14 protein-coding genes are annotated in these 19,999 nt (G+C 35.5%); 8 read left to right on the top strand and 6 right to left on the bottom strand.

Annotated elements, in window-relative coordinates; all coding sequences use genetic code 11:
• Positions 1-11: 11 nt before the first annotated feature.
• From ACKWCD_RS05035 to ACKWCD_RS05015, 5 genes are all read right to left on the bottom strand, one after another.
• Positions 12-752 carry a tyrosine-protein phosphatase gene (locus ACKWCD_RS05035; RefSeq protein WP_413982838.1) on the bottom strand — a complete coding sequence of 247 codons (741 nt, stop codon included), beginning with the start codon at positions 750-752 and terminating at the stop codon, positions 12-14.
• A gap of 127 nt (positions 753-879) precedes the next feature.
• Positions 880-3,111 (bottom strand): TonB-dependent receptor, encoded by a 2,232-nt coding sequence (locus ACKWCD_RS05030; RefSeq protein ID WP_413982837.1) that lies wholly within the window; start codon positions 3,109-3,111, stop codon positions 880-882.
• A 151-nt stretch (positions 3,112-3,262) separates the two neighbouring features.
• Positions 3,263-3,721 (bottom strand): hypothetical protein, encoded by a 459-nt coding sequence (locus tag ACKWCD_RS05025; RefSeq protein ID WP_413982836.1) that lies wholly within the window; start codon positions 3,719-3,721, stop codon positions 3,263-3,265.
• A 3-nt stretch (positions 3,722-3,724) separates the two neighbouring features.
• On the bottom strand, positions 3,725-7,867 hold the full coding sequence (locus ACKWCD_RS05020; RefSeq protein ID WP_413982835.1) for an amino acid adenylation domain-containing protein: 4,143 nt from the start codon (positions 7,865-7,867) through the stop codon (positions 3,725-3,727).
• A gap of 16 nt (positions 7,868-7,883) precedes the next feature.
• Positions 7,884-8,111, bottom strand: a complete 228-nt coding sequence (locus ACKWCD_RS05015; protein ID WP_413982834.1) for a phosphopantetheine-binding protein — start codon at positions 8,109-8,111, stop codon at positions 7,884-7,886.
• Between the two features lie 419 nt (positions 8,112-8,530).
• Between ACKWCD_RS05015 and ACKWCD_RS05010 the strand changes: the two genes are divergently transcribed.
• The 6 genes from ACKWCD_RS05010 to ACKWCD_RS04975 all read left to right on the top strand — a co-directional run bounded on the left by ACKWCD_RS05010 (position 8,531) and on the right by ACKWCD_RS04975 (position 16,914).
• Entirely contained in the window at positions 8,531-9,802 is a 1,272-nt protein-coding gene (locus tag ACKWCD_RS05010; protein WP_413982833.1) for a HupE/UreJ family protein, read from the top strand.
• 10 nt (positions 9,803-9,812) lie between these two features.
• Positions 9,813-13,817 carry a non-ribosomal peptide synthetase gene (locus ACKWCD_RS18955; protein WP_462037252.1) on the top strand — a complete coding sequence of 1,335 codons (4,005 nt, stop codon included), beginning with the start codon at positions 9,813-9,815 and terminating at the stop codon, positions 13,815-13,817.
• Positions 13,818-13,841: 24 nt separating this feature from the next.
• Entirely contained in the window at positions 13,842-15,167 is a 1,326-nt protein-coding gene (locus ACKWCD_RS04990; protein ID WP_413982832.1) for a glycosyltransferase, read from the top strand.
• Positions 15,168-15,177: 10 nt separating this feature from the next.
• Complete coding sequence (locus ACKWCD_RS04985; RefSeq protein WP_413982831.1) at positions 15,178-15,897, top strand: 4'-phosphopantetheinyl transferase family protein; 720 nt, start codon at positions 15,178-15,180, stop codon at positions 15,895-15,897.
• A gap of 148 nt (positions 15,898-16,045) precedes the next feature.
• Positions 16,046-16,480: a COG2426 family protein gene (locus tag ACKWCD_RS04980; RefSeq protein ID WP_413983008.1), complete on the top strand. Its 435-nt coding sequence runs from the start codon at positions 16,046-16,048 to the stop codon at positions 16,478-16,480.
• A 77-nt stretch (positions 16,481-16,557) separates the two neighbouring features.
• A complete protein-coding gene (locus tag ACKWCD_RS04975; protein ID WP_413982830.1) occupies positions 16,558-16,914 on the top strand; it encodes a pyruvate kinase in 357 nt (118 codons plus the stop codon).
• On the opposite strand, the gene ACKWCD_RS04970 is transcribed toward ACKWCD_RS04975, so the two are convergent.
• Entirely contained in the window at positions 16,911-17,777 is an 867-nt protein-coding gene (locus tag ACKWCD_RS04970; protein WP_413982829.1) for an aminotransferase class IV, read from the bottom strand. The two genes, ACKWCD_RS04975 and ACKWCD_RS04970, sit on opposite strands and share 4 nt — an antisense overlap.
• A 177-nt stretch (positions 17,778-17,954) precedes the next feature.
• Here ACKWCD_RS04970 and msrB point away from each other — a divergent pair, with 177 nt between their 5' ends.
• Positions 17,955-18,413, top strand: coding sequence for a peptide-methionine (R)-S-oxide reductase MsrB (gene msrB, locus ACKWCD_RS04965; protein ID WP_413982828.1), 459 nt, complete (start codon positions 17,955-17,957; stop codon positions 18,411-18,413).
• Positions 18,414-18,430: 17 nt separating this feature from the next.
• Positions 18,431-19,987 (top strand): protein adenylyltransferase SelO, encoded by a 1,557-nt coding sequence (locus ACKWCD_RS04960; RefSeq protein ID WP_413983007.1) that lies wholly within the window; start codon positions 18,431-18,433, stop codon positions 19,985-19,987.
• Positions 19,988-19,999 lie beyond the last annotated feature (12 nt).

The raw sequence follows: 19,999 nt of genomic DNA, 5'->3' as shown, positions 1-19,999 counted from the left end.
ACGGTAATGATTTATTTAAAACGACTGATTGTATTTTCAACTATTGGAACGAGATGTTTGATTGTTTTCTTGGAAATAGTCAGTTCTTTAAGTGAATTCAATTGGTTCATGTTATGAACATCAGAACCTATAAAATCAATCATGCCCTCTTCTAGCAATCTGAATGCAACCTTTTGCACCTCTTTACCATAAAATTCAGATAGCGATAGCATATTTAATTGAAATAGAATGCCCTGTTGCTTGAATTCAAAATACTTTCGGGCTCTACCATGCAAAAAGTTATATCGTTCAGGATGCGCCAAAATCGAAAAGAACCGATTACTCGTTATTGCAACTACAGATTCGTCAAAGTTTATGGGACGTTGCAAATAGCTCATTTCAATTAAAAGGTGCTCTTCACATAGTGGCATCACTTTTTTATTTTCAAGAATAGTTTCGAAATTGTCATCAATCATATGTTCGGCAGATGCTTCGATAAAAACCTCGTTCATATCATGTTTTATCAATTCACTTTTTAGGACCTTTAGCGAATTACCAATGGTCTCTGGGGTGTTATCATGATAATTATGCATGATATGTGGAGTAGCAATAAAATGGGTAACTCCAAAGTCGGAAAATCCTTTTATAAGAGCAATTGAATCTTCTACCGTTTGAGCTCCATCATCAATGCCAGGGAGAATATGGTTATGAATATCTATGAATCCTTCTAAAAGATCCACTAAATACTTTTTTCTACTAAAGAAACTTACCATATATGCTAGCTTGGGTTGTAAAAATAATACATTTAAGTAAACACATCTTTTCCTGATTTAGTATGATTCTACAAATTCCAAGTCGCTCATGACCAATTAAAAAATTTGACAACTAGATTATTTACTTTTAAAATGAAACAGATATTTTTCCTCTTAAATAAAAGGGAGTACCTGGTGTGAAATGAATTTCTTCAAAAGAATTTGTCTCATTAAGCAGTCTGCTTTCAGTTGCAAATTGGGTTTCATTCCATTCTTGATCGAAAAGATTTTCAACAATCACGCCAAATGTCCAATTTTTATAAGCATAGTTTAAGTTTAGATCAGTAATAAAGTAGCCCTCAGCTACAATTGAATTATCTTCATTAGCTGGCCTATCCTTGATGAAACGATAGTTGATACCTCCTGAAAAGTTTCCTAAATCTCTAAATGATAATCCACCTGATGATGTTAAATCTGGTGATAAAGGAATAAAATCTTGACCTTCAGGTTCCTCGGTGCTTCGGGCATAGGTATAATTGATGTCCCCATTCACATACAACCAATCTGTAAGCTGATAACGAGCTCCAAAATCTACACCATACCGTTGGGTTTTACCACTAGGTTCTACAATAGCTGCATCCCCAACATACACAAATTCTTGTTCAAGGAAAAGACTCCATAAAGCCGCATTTAAAATCAACTTTTTATATGGTTTAATGATTGCTCCCAAATCAGCAGAATATGCAGCAGGGAGAATATCTTCACCGCTGTTGGCAACAACTACCCTGGTATCGTTTGAGTGAAATCCTATTCCTGTTTTCCCAAATATTTGAAGATCTGGGGAAGCTGCGTAAATCACATTCAATTTCGGGCCCAAAAACAATTTGTTTTCACTTTTACTGTCATATGTTTCTGAAAGAAGGTTTACATAATCAAATTTGAAGTAGTCCAATCGAAGTCCTGGGTTGATGGTCCATTTGTCTTTCTTATAGGTTAAATCAAAAAATCCGTAACCATTCAATTCGTCTACATTTCCGTAAGCAAGTCGCTGTAATAGTTCTTGTCTATTTTTCGTTCTTGATAGCTGTACATCATTTACATCATCATATCGAAAGCCTAAGCCGGTTTCATAGCGTAACTGTGAATCATGATCACCAACATGGATTGAATGCTCATAAAGTGTTTCTGCCCCGATAATAGTACGATCTTCTTTTTGGCGAATTTGATCAGCATTTACCGGATCTTCCAAGAAGAATGTGAAATTTGAAAATAATTCAAAATCATATTTTGAAATGAAAGCTTTCGATTTGATTTTTGAATGCTCGTCCAGTTGTTTACTATGATTCACCCAAAAGTTTGATCTACTAGTATTACCCCCTTCGGTGTCATCTATCGCTCCAAATCTGGTAATTAAGCCTTGGTCCACGGCGCGTTGCGGAATCTGACCAGAGGCATCCCATTTACTTTGAAAATGTGAAACGGACAGCGTTAGTTCTTGGTCTTCGTGATTATTGAAGTTATATCTCCCCATTAAATTCAAGCGATTAAAATTTTGAGGAGATTCGAAAGCACCATCAGTTAATACTAATTCAGAAGCAACGTAGGCATTGCTGTTATCTCCTTCAGTAATTTTAAACATGCCGACCGTACGAATGGTATTAAACATTCCTGCTTCTAACGATAATTGATTTTCGTCAATACGGGATTTGGTTTGTAAATCAACATATCCGGCAGTATTAAAATTTCCTTTACTAGCGTAGTATGCTCCTTTTCCGAAGTCAATGTTATCGATAGTTTCAGGAATGATAAAGTGCATATCAGCATAGCCTTGACCATGCGCATGTGATACCATATTTACAGGGAGTCCATCAACGTTAATTGTAATATCTGTACCATGGTCAATGTCAAATCCTCTTAAAAATATTTGTTCTGCCTTACCACCACCAGCGTGTTGGCCAATAATTAAACCTGGAACTTTCCTAAGAATCTCCTGTGATGATTTTACGGGGCTTGCTTTTACATCGATATTGACCAACTGACTTAAGGCATTCACTTTGGAAACAATAACAACCTGATCTAAGGATACTGCGGATTCTAAAAGAGTGATTTTAATGGTGCTATCTAGTTGATTTTCAGCAATGGTTATTTCTTGAGTTTCAAAACCCAGACTATTGAAAATAATTAAATCACCGATAGAAATGTCGTCTAGCTCAAAATAGCCAGCAACATTCGTATAGGTATAACCACCAGTAGTTTTATTAAAAACTCCGACTCCATCTATTGGAATATTGTTTTCATCAACAACAGTTCCACTTAGTTCGTGAGCGTTAATAATACCTATATAACTAATGAGTACTAAGAATGTAATATATTTTTTCATAATGAATTTTTTGTGTGGTAATGAACACCAACGTACTATTTGAGGCCTACATGCCTACAAATCCTGGGTGCTTTGAATAAATAATAGTTATAGTGGAGTAGGAGCGATTCTACCTGTATCAAAAACTTAGTTTTGATTAGTACCAATGAATCTATCCCAAAGGGAGTTGCGGGGGTTTTTCCATTTTTCCAAGGTAACCTGGTTTCCTGTTTTCTTGAATTATCGAAAAAGAATGCTGGCTTTTATCTGAGAAATGATTTTGAAGATCGATTTGAAATTTAGAAATATGTTTGTCAATTTTCACTTTAACAACATTTGAATTTTCAGAATCATCTTTATCGTTTGAAGCTGCTAAAACCGAATCTAACAAATCAATCAAATTATGATCATGTTCAATTTCATCCATACTATAATCATGAGTTTCATATTCATGATGTGAATTTGTGTTATGCGACATCACATAATCTGGAATTTCTAAGCTATGAGAAATTTCATGTATCACCGATGTAATTTGCTGGTGCAGCGGATTCAGTAAATAGCAGATGGCCATAAGCATTGCTATTCGTTGTATTAAAAGTGGCTTTAAGCCTTTTAAGAATCCTACTTGCATATATTATTTTTCCAAAAGTGCTACTAAGGTTTCTTCGATATATTTTGCATACTGCGCAATAGTAGGCAGTTCAAAAATTTTATTTAGTGGAAATTTCATTTCCACTTCCTCATTAATTCTTGCGGTTACTCGAATTGCTGCCAGCGAATGACCGCCCAAGGTGATAAAATCATCTTGCACACCTACTTGTTTTAAACGCAGAACTTCTTTCCAAATAGAAGCTAAAAGTTCTTCAATTTCTCCCTCAGGGGCAACAAATGGAGTATCCATTTCTAATTGTGAGACGTTTAGGGCTTTTAATGCTGACTTGTCTACTTTTCCATTGGGAGTCAATGGTAATTCATCAATATGTTTAAAGTGAGTTGGCACCATGTATTCCGGAAGCTCTCTCTTTAAGTGATTTGCTAATTCTGCTGAGCTAAGCTTTTGTTTTCCAGTATAATAACCCACAAGTTTTTTTTGTTCTAACTCACTTTCGCTTGATTCGGTATATCCGATTTCTTGCATGATTTTCTTAACGGCAATTTCGTCAATGACCTCATTTATTTCTTCAAGAGTTTCTGTTCTGGTTTTATGTTCCATACGGACATCCCAACTATATGGGAAGGAATAATTGCTATATCCTTTTTCCTTTTTATGTACATAAATACCCAACTGATTGATCAAGCAATTTGTAGAACGACCAGTATCTGTTGGTCTTACCCAATCTACTTTTTCTTTTAAAAATATTAGCATTTCCTCTAGACTAACGTCACTATATCTGTAGAAATCAACAAATTGAACTTTGTCAAAGGTTTCGTCATTATCGAATGCCGAAACATCCATAAGGTCTTTAACGGCATCTTCTTCTTGATGATAGAGTTTTCGTGCTTCTAGTATGGTTTTGTCAATCTTTTCAACATCTGCCTCTTCATCCCAAAATAACTCTTCTGTCAATCTTGTTTCGAAAAACTGACCTCTCGAAAGACCTGTAACTACAAACGGAATACGTTTTTCTAATGCAATTTGAGTGGCAAGGGTATATATAGTTTTAAAACAACCATTACAGACATTATGATGACGATGTAGACTATCAACAAATATTTTGTTCATGTGTTCGGTTGTTCCATACACATGGTCGACATTTAGTTTACCTACGATGCGATCAATATTACCTTTTGCTTGATCAGAGATGTATCCGTTGTCTAAAGTAAAGGCAAGTACTTTTAAGCCCATATTTACTAATTGAGCTAGAATGTAAGTGCTATCTTTTCCTCCGCTTAATAAAGATATACAGTCATAATTCGGGCTTTTTCCTCTCTTAGACATTAATATGCTTCGAAGTTCGTCCTCAGTTTTGAAATACTTTTGGGCCTGTTCTTTATAGCCTTTGAAAGCGGTACATACATGACAAACACCATGTTCATCAAAATCGGTATTTGGATAATTGGAAGGCAGTCCGCATTCTGAGCAATTAATCACCTCGTTTTCTGGGATAGCTTTCTCATTCTCAATTACAACGACCGCGGTATTTTCAATACCTTGATGCTTTAATAAGTTAGCCTCGATATCATTCAATTCTATTCGGAAACCCTTTAGTTTAACTTGTTCGTCTACTCTTCCCAAGTATTCATAATCTCCTTGTGAGTTAACACGAGCTAAATCGCCGGTTTGGTATAATTTTTCCTCTTTATTAAATGGATTCGAAATGAATTTTTCTGAAGTTAGTTCAAGCAAGTTCAAGTAACCTTTTGCTAAGCCTTCTCCTCCCAAATACAAAAGTCCAACTACTCCTTCGGGAACCAAGTTCATATGATCATCGAAAATATACGCCTGAACATTAGCAATAGGAGCACCTATTGGTACAGATATACTTTTATGTTGATTTTCTGAGAATTGTGAAACGATACAACCTACGGTTGACTCCGTTGGACCATATTCATTAAAAATTTGAAGCTCAGAATTGAAGTTCTGTTGAATTCCCTTGGCAATCTTAGTTTTAAAATCCTCACCACCTACAATCATGGTTTTTATTTGCGATTGGGTATAATCGCTTCCTTGTATCAATGCTAAATGAGAAGGTGTTAGTTTTATACTATTAACTCTATTTTCTTCCAAAACCTCCATTAGAGCAATATCTGGTCCGGTACTACTTTCTTTATAAACTATTAATTCTCCTCCAGTAATTAAAGGCAAAAATGTGGATGTAATTGTCAAATCAAAGCCTATTGAAGTGAACAATGGAAAAACGAAAGGGTCATCATTTTTATAATATGACTTTGCCCATGTTAGATAATTGGCTAAGGCTCCATGTGAAATTAGAACACCTTTAGGGTTTCCTGTAGAGCCAGAAGTATATAAAATGTAAGCTAAGTCCTCTTTAAGTGGAGCTATATTTGAATTCTTAGTACTAAATTCGTCAATCTCCTGTCTATTTTTATCTAAGGATATTACAGGCATAGAGCTTTCATCCAAATGAATCTCAAGCTCAGAATTTGTGAGGAGTAAGGCACATTTGGCATCAGAAACTATATATTTTATGCGTTCTGACGGTTGATCTGATGAAATCGGGATAAAAGCAGCTCCCGTTTTTAAAGTCGCAATAACGCTAATTACATAATCAATAGAACGAGGCATATGAATTGCCACCTTTTGACCTTTTTCAACGCCGCACTTCATCAAAAAAGCAGCTAGCTGATTCGATTTTTCGTTAAGCTCTTTGAAAGTATGGCCAATTGTTTTTTGACTGATAGCATTCTTTGAAGAATTAGTTTCAACTGCTTTTTTGAAAGCATTCAAAACCAAAGTTTGAGTAGGCTCTTGGTTTTTCAGTCGAGTTTTACTTTCTACTTCTTCGGCTGTCAATAAACCTATTTTATGAATAGGCGTATGGATATCTTCCAAAAAGGCATCAAACAATTTTAAGAAATGATTCGGAACCTTTTCAATCAAACTTTCATTAAATACACCATGATTTAAATCAAATAAAAGTTCTAATTCCCCTTTATCATCAAAATCTACTACATGACATCGCATTTGGTGCGAAATATCTATATGGCCCGGGTGCATCCATTCTGATTCTACTTTATTTCCATCAAAATCAGCGAAACTGGCATTAATGAAGTTTAGAATACAATTGAAGCTACTGCTAATTTCAGGAGTTACCATTCCCGGTTGCGCAAAACGTAAATAGTCATTACTCTCAAGTTTTATGCGATTCAGAATATCGGCGAAGGTGTCATCTTCCTCAAATTTGACTAGCACCGGAAATATCTCAATGAATAGGCCAACAGTTTCTTTAAAGTTTTTATTCGTTCGGTTATGCATGGGAGCCCCAAAAGCAAAAGATTTTTGTCCACTAACTCGATAAATAAAAGAAGCGTAAACCGCGGATAGTAAATTGAAAAAAGTCAAATTCTGTGTCCACCCTTTAATTTCAGGGTTTTCAGCAAGTTGCTTAAGTTTTTCAGTACGTTGTTCACCAAGCTTTACCGATATTCTTGTGGATTCTGTTGTTTTTTGATTAAATCGAGATCCATATAGAGAAGGAAGTTCCTTTATCGTTTCGATTTTCTCTCGCCAATACTTCTTATTATCATCATTTTCAGATTTAGATCGTTCTTCATGTTCAAAATCAGCATAAGTTTTAAAGGAAGGGATAGCAACCATTTCCTCTAATCGATTTTCTCTAATATGCTGATAAATGCTAGATAGATATTTAAAGACAAGGGTTGCAGAAACAGCATCAGTCACTAAATGATGCATATTTAGGAACCATGTATATTTTTGTTCATCAACTTTTAATAAAGCAGTATCAAACGCCTTTTTTGAAAGGTCCAAGGTTTTTTTGGACCTGTTGTGTAATAAATCGCCAATTTCAGACGCTGACATCGAAGTACAATCAACAACATCGGCTTTATGTTTTAATTCTGATAAAACAGACTGGAAGGGGATACCGTTTTCTTCACCAAAAATGGTGCGCAAGGCATCTATCTTACGGATTAATTCTTGGAATGCATCTTGAAAAACTTCTTCTTCAATTTTTCCATGTATTTTAAAGGTATGTGCAGTATTGTGTAGTGGAGAATCAGGGTTTAACTTTTGTCCCGCCCAAAGTTGCAACTGACTTTGAGTCAGCGCAAAAGCACTCTCTTTTCTTTCTTCCATAGCGTAAGATTGGTTTCTAGGCTGAAAAATACTTAGCTATTTTTTCTACAGTTTCGAAGTTTTCGAGGGTCATATCCCCAGAGGGAACACGCTTCTTAAACTGCTTTTCAAGAAATAGAATGAGTTTCATCATTCCCATTGAATCTACAATTCCTGTATCTAAAAGACTATCATTAGTTGCAATCTTTATCGTAGGTTCGGATGTAATTTCATTCTTGATATAGCTAATTATTGTTTCGTTCATTATTGTTGGAGCAATTTTTTAATTTATTCAGGTCAAAATAAATGCTTATTAAACCATTATCGCAGTAAAAGATAGTGATTAAACCGCAAAAAAAACTTGATTACAAAGTTAAGTCAAGCTCATGAATCATTTTAAAAATCGGAGGGTTAGTTAACCATCAATAATGTTCAATCATCGAAAAATTAACATTTTCAGCTTCACTATTTTTAAAATAGTACCATATTTACAAGCATATTTTAAGATTTACGTAAAACCCATCTGCTTTGGTCGTTCCTATGGCTAACATTATAGGCAATAGATTCGATTTATACCAAAACGTTGCGTTTGCCTAGGTTTTATTATTAATTTTATAGGAAATAATAGCCACCCTAAATCACAAGCTATCTATTTTCTTATTTGATTCAAATAAAAAAATAACTATGAAAAAACTACTAGCGCTCATTCTTTGGGCTTTTTTGTTGTTCCCTATTATATCGTATTCTCATCAACCAGATCAAAGCATCATATACATGCGTGTTTATGAAGAAGCTGGTATTGATGCAAGGTTTGAAATCAATGTGAATCAGCTAAACGAAGCATTTGGTTTGAATTTACCAAAGTATCCGAAATGGGCAGATATTGAGCCACATGTTGATATGATAAAGGCCTATTTACTAAAGAACACTTCTTTTTCTTCTAAATATGGCGATCATAAGATACTTTTCACAGATGTTGATAGCTCTATGGTTTGGACAAGTTTCGGCTATTTCGTTAAAATACCTTTCCATCTTGAAAATTCTGAAACTTTACCGGATGATTTGCTAGTTACCTATTCTGCATTTATCAAGGAGAATCCGAATACTCGGAATTTATTGACAATGGAGTACAACTGGAAAGCTGGTTTGGTAAACAACGAGACTATGTTTGCTCTTGATTTTAAAGAAGGAGCTGTCACCAAAACTCTTGATCTTACGGAAAAATCTTATTGGAAAGGTTTTGTCGCTATGGTCGAACAGGGTATTTGGCACATTTGGATAGGTTTAGACCATATTCTTTTCTTGTTGGCTCTAATCTTACCGTCAGTAGTACGACGTACTCAAACTGCTACAGTAGGCTCAAACATGGAGGTGGGAAAAAGTAAATTCAATATTTGGGGCTGGGCTCCCGTAGATAGGTTTCGTCCTGCGTTTTTATACATTTTAAAAATAATCACCTTTTTTACAATTGCCCATACAATTACATTAAGTCTAGCGGCTCTGAACATCATTGTACTGCCCTCAAGGCTCGTAGAATCAATTATTGCTTTGTCTATAGGCTTGGCGGCGTATCATAATATCAAGCCTATTTTTAAAGGAAAAGATTGGCTTATTGCTTTTGTCTTCGGACTTTTTCATGGCTTCGGATTTGCTAGTGTTATGGGAGAGCTAGGCTTTAAAGGAGAGTTTTTAACACTCACTTTATTAGGTTTCAATGTTGGAGTAGAAATAGGGCAAGTACTTATTATCGCCCTTATTTTTCCTATTCTTTACTTTTTAAGAAACTTAAAATCATACCCGAAAATTTTGGTGTATTTATCAGCCATTTTGATAGTGGTATCACTATACTGGCTTGTCGAGCGTGCATTTGATATAGATCTTCCTCTCGACGAGAGTATTAGAACATTTGGAGGTGATATTTTAAGAGCTTTAGGCCTTAGAAGGCCGGTAGGCTAAAAGTTTGCCATTGGAAAAGAAAGGAAATATAGACAAGGCTTCATTGCTAAGTCAATGGAAGTCAAAAAATAAATCTGAAGTTAGTATTTCTAAAATACCTAAAGCTCCAGAAGGGACTGTTATACCTCTTTCTCATGGGCAGCGCCGACTTTGGTTTTTGCAACAACTATACCCAAAAAGTCCTTTTTATAACTATTCAGAACGTTATGTTTTTGATGGGCAGTTGGAGGTCGAAAAGCTTTTCGAGGCTTTAAAGTTGGTTTGTAATGATCATGATATTTTACGATCAACATATCATATGGAGGAGGGACAACTTTTCCTAAAAGTCGCTCCAACTGCTAATATTCAAATAACTCAGCATGATTTAAGCAAACTTGACAGTTTAGAAGCCGAAGCTTCAGCAAAAGAAATCATGACCTCTGAAGCACGTTACTCTTTTGAACTTGCTGAGCATCCCATTGTGTTAGTGTCTCTCTTTAAAATTCATGAGGCAAAACATATGGTATTGCTTACACTTCACCATATTTCAACTGATAAATGGTCGATGGGTCTTTTGCGCAAAGAATGGGCCGGATACTATGAAAAACTAAAGTCTGGTTCTTCTATTGAAAGGAGAATGTTTGATATTCAATATTCTGATTTTACTTTTTGGCAACAAAATCAAAAAGTAGATGAGAAGCAATTAAGGTATTGGAGGGATAAGCTTTCTGGGGAGATTCCTTTTATTAATCTACCTACGGATTTTCCAAAACCTTCAGAGCCAAGTTTTGAAGGGGGAGCAAGTCCTACACAATATTTTGACAAAGAATTATCAAGCAAGATTTTGGTTTTGGCCAAAGAGCTTGAAGTTACACCTTATGTTTTATTTCTTTCGGTCTATTACATATTGTTATTCAGATACAGCGGACAAAAAGACATATTAGTGGGGTCGCCTGTAGCAAGTCGTGATCAAAAGGCTATTGAAGATCTTATTGGTTTTTTCAATGATACGGTTGTGCTTAGAACTGAACTTTCGGCTGATATGACTTTTAAAGAATTGGTTCAAAGAGTTAAGGCAAATACTCTTGAAGCATTTTCAAACAAAGATGTACCATTTGATACCTTGGTGAAGGAGCTAAAACAAGAAAGGTCTCTTTCTATTAACCCGTTTTTTCAGGTAATGTTCTTATATCATTCTGTGCCTGAAACACCTTCATTTGGTACTGATCTTAAATTAGAACATGGCTTTTTTGACGCAGGAGTTTCCAAGTTTGACCTCACCTTATACATTTCAGAAGAAGAGGGCATACTTTCTTCAACCTTTGAATATACTTCAGACCTTTTTAAGGCATCCTCAGTTGAAAGGTTTCAAGAACATTTTAAAAAACTCTTGGAAGGGATTGTAGAGAATAGAAATCAATCTATTTCTGCTCAACCCATGCTAACGAAAAAAGAAGAGGAGTTTTTCCACAAACAAAAAAACAAAGTTGTGAATCCCTTTGAAAATTATAAAGGCATTCATGACGTAATAGCAGATATCGGCAAACAACAATCTGATTCTATTGCTGTTAGTTTTAAAGATGATTCTATAACATATAAAGAGCTTGACGAAAGAGCTACTCTTTTGGCAAAAAACATTTTAAGTAAGACCAATAAACGAAATGAAATTGTAGGTCTGTGTATTGATCGATCTAAAGAAATGATAGTTGGTCTACTTGCTATTTTGAAAGCAGGATGTGCCTATTTACCTATTGATCCTAAATATCCAAAAAAGCGTATTGACTTTGTGTTGAATGACGCCGGGGTAGGCTTAGTCGTCACCGAATCAAAACTAAAACCTTTGTTTTTAGAACGTGAAAGTCAGCTTATAGAAATTGATGCTCAGGCTGATGCTGAAACCAATCAAGACTTACTACTTCCCGAGGCTAATCAGAATGATTTGGCGTATATGATTTACACCTCAGGTAGTACGGGTAATCCGAAGGGAGTGCCTATTACACACAAAAATATTTTAAGTTCTACAGGAGGAAGATTGGAATTTTATAATAAGATTCCTGAAGCTTTTTTACTATTATCTTCAATTTCATTTGATAGCTCAAAGGCGGGCATTTTTTGGACTTTATGTACTGGTGGTAATCTTGTGGTTACGGAGAATCGTATTGAACAAGATATTTCAAGAATTGAAGAAATTATTCATCAGAATAAAGTCTCACATACCTTGATGCTTCCTTCGCTCTACAAGCTGATTCTTGAGCATGGAGATAAAAACAAACTAGAAAGCCTAAAAACTATAATGGTTGCAGGTGAGGCTTGTCCACCTTCTTTATGTGCAGCTCATTTTGAGAAATTCGATGATGTTGAATTATACAATGAATACGGACCTACCGAAGCTACGGTCTGGTGTATAGCTCATAAGATTGAGAAAGCCGATGCAACAGGCACTATTCCTTTGGGAAATCCTGTGGCAAATGCCGAAATATATTTGCTGGATGAATTTCTAAATAGAGTTCCATTTGGTGCTGTTGGTGAAATATATGTTGGCGGTGCAGGACTTGCAGGGGAGTATTATAAACGTCCAGATTTAACGGCAAAAACATATATAACAAATCCATTCGGAAATTTTGAGGAAGAAAAATTATACAAAACAGGAGACCTAGGAAGGTATAGAACCAATGGCACTATTGAATTTCTAGGAAGATCAGATCAGCAAATTAAAATACGAGGATATCGTATTGAATTAGGTGAAATCGAGAGGTCGATAGAAGAGCATAAAGATGTAAAAGAAGCTGTAGTATTAGCTGAAACTTATGGCAAAAACGATTCGAAACGCTTAGCCGCATATGTGATTTCTGATGAAAATCTTAATATCAATGATCTTAAGGCTAGTTTAAAAGAGCGTTTGCCTGATTATATGGTACCTGTTTCGATTTCCTTGGTGGAAAGAATACCAACCTTACCGAATGGGAAAGTGAATAACAACGCTTTGAAAAATATTCCAAAGCAAGAGAAAATAGAAGATGCTACTGAAATAGTAGGTCCGTCTAACGACCTAGAATCTGAACTTCTTGAATTATGGAAGGAAGTTTTACAAATAGATTCAATCAGTATTCATGATAACTTCTTTGATCTAGGAGGCGATTCTATTCTTAGTATTCAATTTATAGCCAAAGCTCGCAAAGCGGGAATGGTACTTTCACCGAATCAAATATTTGATTATCAGACTATTTCGAAGTTAGCGACCTTTCTATCTTCTAAGAAAACACAAAAAGAAGAATGGGATTATTTAGTAGCGCTTCGGAAAGAAGGTTCTAAAAACCCCCTGTTTTGTATACACGCAGGCGGAGGCCACATTTTCTTTTATAATGTACTTACGAAGCATATTGAAGTAGATCGCCCGATATACGCCTTGCAAGCTTCTGGGGTATATGCAAACCAAAATATGCATAAGACCATAGAAGAAATGGCTACAGATTATCTGAACGCCATGAAATCAGTTCAACCTGAAGGGCCTTATAATATTGTAGTATATTGTTTTAGTGTAGCTGTTGGACATCAAATTGCGCATCAGCTTAGTTTACAAGGGGAAGTTGCGAACTTAATAGTTATGGATACGATGGCTGATCCTTGGAATTTGAACACCCCCAAACGCCTTAAAATGCGAATTAAGGGTTTTGTAAAACGATCTTTGCGAAACCCAGTTAGTGCCATATCTAACATGTTAGGGGACCGATGGATTCGTTTCAAATTAAAATTAAGAAAACGAATAGTCACGCCAGAGGAAAAGGCATTACTTGAAATGAATGCTAATTTGGCTAAAATCTGTAAAGTATATGATTGGCGCAGTGTTTCAGGTAAAGTCTCAATAGTGCTTACAGAAAAGGCTGAAGAAAGTATAAATACAGAAATCGTAGATTCATGGAAAGAATTGATTTCTGGAGAAATTAAAGTGACACGAACAAAAGGAGTCCATCGCAATCTTTTCGAAGAACCCGATATTAAAACGGTTTCAGAAAAGATTGATGAGTTTGCAATTTAAAAGAGTCCTTTCAAAAGATAAAACATGCATATTGCAATAGCAGCACCTAGTTTGACGGGTAGGCTTAATTCCACTTTTGAACTAGTTTCAAGATTGGAAAATGAGGGGCATGAGGTGACCTACCTTTGTTCTGCTGACATTGCTCCGAAAGTTCTAAAACAGGGATTTGAGTATGTTGAAATCCCAACGATCAATTTTAATTTTAAAGACCCAAATCGCAAAGAACTGTCTTCATGGTTCTCAAAGTTTAAATTTCATTTCAAAAATTTAAGCAAGCACTATGCTAACGGAAAGAAAATACTTCACCTTGATGAATATAAACGTATAATAGTTGAACTTAATCCAGATAGGGTTGTAGTTGATGTAGAATTACATGATCTAATTTTTTCTGCAATAGCCGCAAAAATTCCGGTAGCACTATTTCATACTTGGTTTTCTGATACCATTAGCATCAATTCCCCCTCTATACGCACAAACATAATTCCTGGTCAAAATTTCAGTGGGAGCAAAATGGGCATATTATGGTCTTGGATATTAATGCGTTTAAAAATCAATGGAAGGGTAGTGTTGAATAAACTTACTTTTAATAATTACAGAAGATCAGTTTTTAAAAAATATGCTCGTGAAATTGGGTTTGACACAAGCGGCCTTTTGGTAAATACATTACCGCCTTTATTCAGTTTTACCAAACTTCCCATTTTAACCACGGTGATGTCAGAGTTTGAATTTCCTCATAAATTTGGAAAAAACATTAAATATTTGGGCCCGATGGTATATAGTCAAAGGGTCGATAAGACTGCTGAATCTGATGATGAAAAGCGGTTAGGTCAAATTTTAAAGCTTAAAAACTTTGAGCAGAAGAAACTTATTTATTGTTCTGTTGGATCTTTGGCTAAAGGAAATTTAAGTTTCCTCAAAAGAGTTGTTGAGGCGGTTGCAGAGAATAATGAATGGGTATTGGTAATGTCAATAGGCCCAAAAATGGATCTCGAAAGTTTTACAGACCTTCCACCGAATGCGCACATATTTAAGTGGGTTCCCCAATTGAAGGTCATTGAAGAATCAGATTGCGCTATTACGCATTGCGGAATCAATAGTATTAATGAGTGTATTCATTTTAAAGTGCCTATGCTCCTATATTCGGGCGGATATACTGACGAAGATGGTAATGCGGCAAGAATGGCGTATCACGGCATAGGTATTAGAGGTAATAAAGATCTCGATGATAGTACGATCATCAAAATGAATATTTCTCGAATTTTGAATGAATCTTCTTTTAAAGATAACATAGCTAATATGAATGATATTTATAAGGAGTATTGTGAGAGAGCTATAACACCTTTTTTGTAAGTATTTGTTAATGAACACAAAAGTTGTAAACCTTCCAGAAAAGACAATACATGTTTGGTATTGTGACTTTGAGCAACATTTAACCAAACTTGACTCTTATTTGATATTGCTTTCTTCGGATGAAAAAATAAGAAGTGAAAGGTTCAAATTTAATCGTGACAAAGAATGCTATATAATTTCCCGAGGAATCCTTAGATTATTATTAGGAAAGTATTTAAAATTACACCCCAAGAAGATTGAATTTGAGTACACATCCTATGGGAAACCCTATTTATCCTTTGAAAACACATTAAACTTCAATATATCTCATTCGGGAAACATGGCGAGTTTTGCCTTCTTTCAAAATCAAGAAATAGGAGTTGATATTGAGAAAATAAAAGACGACTTTGATGTGCTTGAATTGGCACAAAATTTCTTTTCAAAAACAGAAATTACATCCTTAGAAAAACAATTCAAAGATATATTGCCAAGAGCTTTCTTTCGCTGCTGGACTCGGAAGGAATCTTTCATTAAAGCTGTAGGAAGTGGACTTTCATTTCCCTTAGATCAGTTTGCGGTTTCATTAGATTCAGACGACACAGCCGAATTACTTGAAACGAAATGGAATGAAAACGAAAAACAAGAATGGAAACTCTATTCATTTACTCCTTCAACAGGCTATATTGGAGCAGTATCTGTAAAACATCAAGTGGATCATATTCAATTTATGAATTTCGATAGCGAAGATTAAAACGGAAATAACATAGGGTAATCTATTTCACTTAAAGTATTCTTAATTAAATCTAAATTTTAAGGTATTCCTAACATAAAATTGGTTATTTCAGCGTTAGCTTCGAAGATTCAAATAATGCGCTGTGGTTAATGATATTTTAATAGCTATGTTATGGAGTATTTCCCCTTTTGGTGAAGCCAAAGTGGGTATACCATTTGGAATGTATACCGGCGCTAATATCTATCTTGTATTCCTAGCTTGCTTTCTAGCAAACGTCCTAGTTTTTCCATTGATGTTCTTCTTTCTTGACAATATCAATAAGTATCTATTGCGATTACGATTCTATAAAAAAGCCGCGCTTTATGTTGCCAAGAAGGCAAAGATCGGTTCAGGTGAAAAAATAAAGAAGTATGGTTTCTGGGGATTGATATTCTTCGTGATGTTACCCATACCTGGCACAGGTGTTTATGCAGGTAGTATTGCAAGCTATATATTCAAATTTGAAAGACGAAAAGCTTTTATAGCCAATACAATTGGTATTTTTATTTCTTCGGTAATCGTCTGGATTACAACACTCATCACAATGGGAATCATTGAATAGTGCCTTTTGTTGATAAGTACTAAAACACTTCTTTTTTTTAACTTAAAAGTCCCTTTATTTTTGCAAGCTTTTAGACAATGCGCGAATTAAAAGTAGGTGATAAAGTGTATAATGTAAAACAAGATGGTTTTGCTGACTTTGCCCGTTATTCTTTTTCTGAAGTTGTAGAACTAACCAAGACTTTGGCCATACTAAAAAATGGTATTCGCTTATATAACCAACCCCGAGTTTCCTATATAATGGAAGACGTTGGATACTGTGTTTCTAGACAAAAAGGGGTGCATTGGCATTTGGTTTCTTTGCAAGCGATTCGAAAAGCGCAAATTGAGAATCAAAAAATCAAAGTTCATGATTGGTTCGAAGCTAAAGAATTCACCTTAGAGGAAAAACATATTATTTATAAGGAATTTCAAAAATCAGAAGAACCATTCTAATTGACCTCAGGGGCGTAATTTTGCTTAAGATCTAAAAAGAGCTTCTGTAATTTTTGGGTAATATTTCCAGGTGTTGAACCTTTAAAATACTGATGCTGGTCTATTTGCTTGATAGACGCAATTTGTGTAGATGTACCTGTTAAAAAAGCTTCATCCATTTTAGAAATATCTTCATGTGCAATTGCTTTTTCATGAATTGGAATACCATTGTCCTTACAGAGTTGGATTACAATCTCACGTGTTATTCCGTTTAAAATTTTCTCATCAGCAGGGTGTGTAAATACCGTTTCACCTTGAACGAAAAAGATATTTGAATGTGATGCTTCAGTAACATTTCCATTCCTATAAAAAACTGTTTCATAATGACCACTTTTTATAGCAGTATCATTAGCCATAACGTTACCTAGAAGTGAGGTCATTTTAATATCACAACGGTGCCACCTGAAATCCTTTTGAGTGATAACTGAAATGGGTTTGTCATTTATCTCTGGCAGAATGAAAGGTAGAGCGTACATAAAAACTGTTGGCGCAATATTCTTTGGAAATGAATGCTTTCTTGGCGCAGTTCCTCGAGTAATTTGTATGTATAACAGGCAGTCTTTTTTATCTAATCCAGAGATTTCTAATAATTTACCGATGCTTTCAGGAAGGTTGAATGTGTCATATTCAATATTTATTTTTTTTAGACATTCATCTAACCTCTTTAAATGTTGGGCACCGAAGAAAAAATTGCCATTAATTTGAAGCATGACCTCATAGATGCCATCACCAAATAGAAAACCACGATCGAATACCGATATTTTGGCTTCACTATGCGCTAAAATTTTACCATTTAAGAACACTTTTTCCGGATAGCCTGCCATATGAATTGATTTTTGATAGTCTTACTAGATCATCTTCCAAACAAAAATAAGGCAATAAAATTTTAAGGGCTAAGACCAATTCCAATTCAAACAAACATCTAGATAATAACTAAATAGGCCTGTTCGAATCATTTAAAAACCGGTAAATTTGCAGTATAATTTGAAAAAAATATTGCTATGTTAACTTGGAAAGATCTAATAAGTTTTAGTGTAAATGGAAATCCAGAACCGGATAGAAGAGTTGAAAAATCAGAAGAGGAATGGAGAGCGCAGTTAACACCAGAGCAATTCAGAATTACAAGAGCAAAGGGAACTGAAGCACCGCATTCTGGTGCCTTGTGTAGTATTCACGAAGCTGGTAAGTACAATTGCGTTTGTTGTGATACTCCGTTATTTGATTCAACTATAAAATTTGAATCGGGTACTGGTTGGCCTAGCTTTACACAGCCAATAAAGGAGAATGCTATCAAATATGAGAAAGATTCTACCTTCGGTATGATAAGGGTTGAGGTGATGTGCAACACTTGTGATGCACATTTAGGACATGTTTTTCCTGACGGACCAGAACCAAGTGGATTGCGGTATTGCATTAATTCTGAATCTATGCAGTTAGAAACGATTAGTGAAGAAAAATAATTGAGAAATTTTTGGATATCAAACTAAATATAAAAGATAAGTTTAACAAAGATCTTCCTTCGGATCCTATTTTTGAGAATTCGAGGCGACAGGTCCGGAATGCTTGTTTTTCATTTGTCACTCCGAAAAAACCTTCTAAGCCATCATTAATTCATGTTTCATCAGAAATGATTGAAACACTTGGATTCGAGGAATTTGCAAAGACTCCTAACTTTCTTGAAGTATTTTCAGGTGTAAAGGTTTTACCCAATACGAATCCATATGCCATGTGTTATGGTGGACACCAATTCGGAAATTGGGCAGGTCAGTTAGGTGATGGTCGGGCTATCAACCTTGCTGAAATTGAAAATAAAGATAAGAGTTGGGCCTTGCAACTTAAGGGGGCAGGAGAAACGCCATATTCAAGAAATGCAGATGGTTTGGCAGTTTTACGTTCTTCTATTAGGGAATATCTGTGCAGTGAAGCAATGTTTCATTTAGGAGTTCCTACTACTAGGGCTTTGTCTTTGTCGCTGAGTGGTGATGAGGTTTTACGTGATGTAATGTATGATGGAAATCCTGCCAATGAAAAAGGAGCCATTGTAGCTCGAGTAGCGCCATCGTTTATACGTTTTGGAAATTTTGAAATATTAGCAGCGCAGCGAGATGATAAAACATTAAAGACTTTGATGGATTTTACCATCAAGCATCATTATCCTCATTTAGGAAAACCTTCGAAAGGTACTTACTTGAGATTTTTCAAAGAAGTCTGTTTACGAAGTATGGATATGGTGATACATTGGCAACGTGTTGGTTTTGTGCATGGCGTCATGAATACCGATAATATGTCGATCTTAGGATTAACTATTGATTACGGACCATACGGATGGTTGGAGGATTACAATTTAGATTGGACGCCTAATACCACGGATAGTGCTCATAAACGCTATCGATTCGGAACACAACCACAGATTGTACTTTGGAATTTGTTGCAATTAGCAAATGCGATTTACCCTCTAATAGAAGATGCTGGACTGCTACAAGATATTTTGAATGAGTATCAAGAGGAAGTTCAAGAAGCGTATTTGGAGATGATGAAATCGAAGTTAGGCCTTTTTGATAAGGAAGAGGATGACCGAAAACTGATTGAAGACTTGGAAGAAGTATTGGAGCTTTCTGAAACGGATATGACTATCTTTTTCAGGCTACTTGCGGATTTCAAGGGAGAAGCAGAAAAAGCGCTTGAAGCAGTTAAGGATGCCTTTTATAATCCTGATGAGATTAAGGGAAAAATAGAAGCAAAATGGAAGATATGGTTCTCGCAATATGCCGTGCGTCTTGAAAAAGAATCGAAAAGTGTTGCTGAACGTTCCAAGCATATGAATTCGGTAAATCCCAAGTATGTATTGCGAAACTATATGGCACAACTCGCTATTGATGCAGCTGAGGATGGTGATTACTCAATTATTGATGAATTGTTCACTATGCTTAAAAAGCCTTATGATGAGCAGAAAACCTACCAAAAATGGTTTGCGCGGCGTCCCGATTGGGCGCGTCACAAAGTGGGATGTTCCATGCTTTCCTGTAGCTCTTAGATTTTGTAATTA

The sequence above is a fragment of the Maribacter taeanensis genome, from assembly GCF_047345145.1.
Classification (GTDB): domain Bacteria; phylum Bacteroidota; class Bacteroidia; order Flavobacteriales; family Flavobacteriaceae; genus Maribacter_C.
The sequence above is the reverse complement of the archived record's forward strand: the minus strand, read 5'-3'. Positions and strand labels throughout refer to the sequence as shown.

Excerpts from the sequence above, each read along its gene's own strand:
- ACKWCD_RS04975 (WP_413982830.1), top strand. The coding sequence starts at position 16,558 with ATGCGCGAATTAAAAGTAGGTGATAAAGTGTATAATGTAAAACAAGAT.
- ACKWCD_RS05030 (WP_413982837.1), bottom strand. The coding sequence starts at position 3,111 with ATGAAAAAATATATTACATTCTTAGTACTCATTAGTTATATAGGTATT.
- ACKWCD_RS04990 (WP_413982832.1), top strand. The coding sequence starts at position 13,842 with ATGCATATTGCAATAGCAGCACCTAGTTTGACGGGTAGGCTTAATTCC.
- ACKWCD_RS05015 (WP_413982834.1), bottom strand. The coding sequence starts at position 8,111 with ATGAACGAAACAATAATTAGCTATATCAAGAATGAAATTACATCCGAA.
- msrB (WP_413982828.1), top strand. The coding sequence starts at position 17,955 with ATGTTAACTTGGAAAGATCTAATAAGTTTTAGTGTAAATGGAAATCCA.
- ACKWCD_RS04970 (WP_413982829.1), bottom strand. The coding sequence starts at position 17,777 with ATGGCAGGCTATCCGGAAAAAGTGTTCTTAAATGGTAAAATTTTAGCG.
- ACKWCD_RS04985 (WP_413982831.1), top strand. The coding sequence starts at position 15,178 with ATGAACACAAAAGTTGTAAACCTTCCAGAAAAGACAATACATGTTTGG.
- ACKWCD_RS05020 (WP_413982835.1), bottom strand. The coding sequence starts at position 7,867 with ATGGAAGAAAGAAAAGAGAGTGCTTTTGCGCTGACTCAAAGTCAGTTG.
- ACKWCD_RS05035 (WP_413982838.1), bottom strand. The coding sequence starts at position 752 with ATGGTAAGTTTCTTTAGTAGAAAAAAGTATTTAGTGGATCTTTTAGAA.
- ACKWCD_RS04980 (WP_413983008.1), top strand. The coding sequence starts at position 16,046 with ATGTTATGGAGTATTTCCCCTTTTGGTGAAGCCAAAGTGGGTATACCA.
- ACKWCD_RS05010 (WP_413982833.1), top strand. The coding sequence starts at position 8,531 with ATGAAAAAACTACTAGCGCTCATTCTTTGGGCTTTTTTGTTGTTCCCT.
- ACKWCD_RS05025 (WP_413982836.1), bottom strand. The coding sequence starts at position 3,721 with ATGCAAGTAGGATTCTTAAAAGGCTTAAAGCCACTTTTAATACAACGA.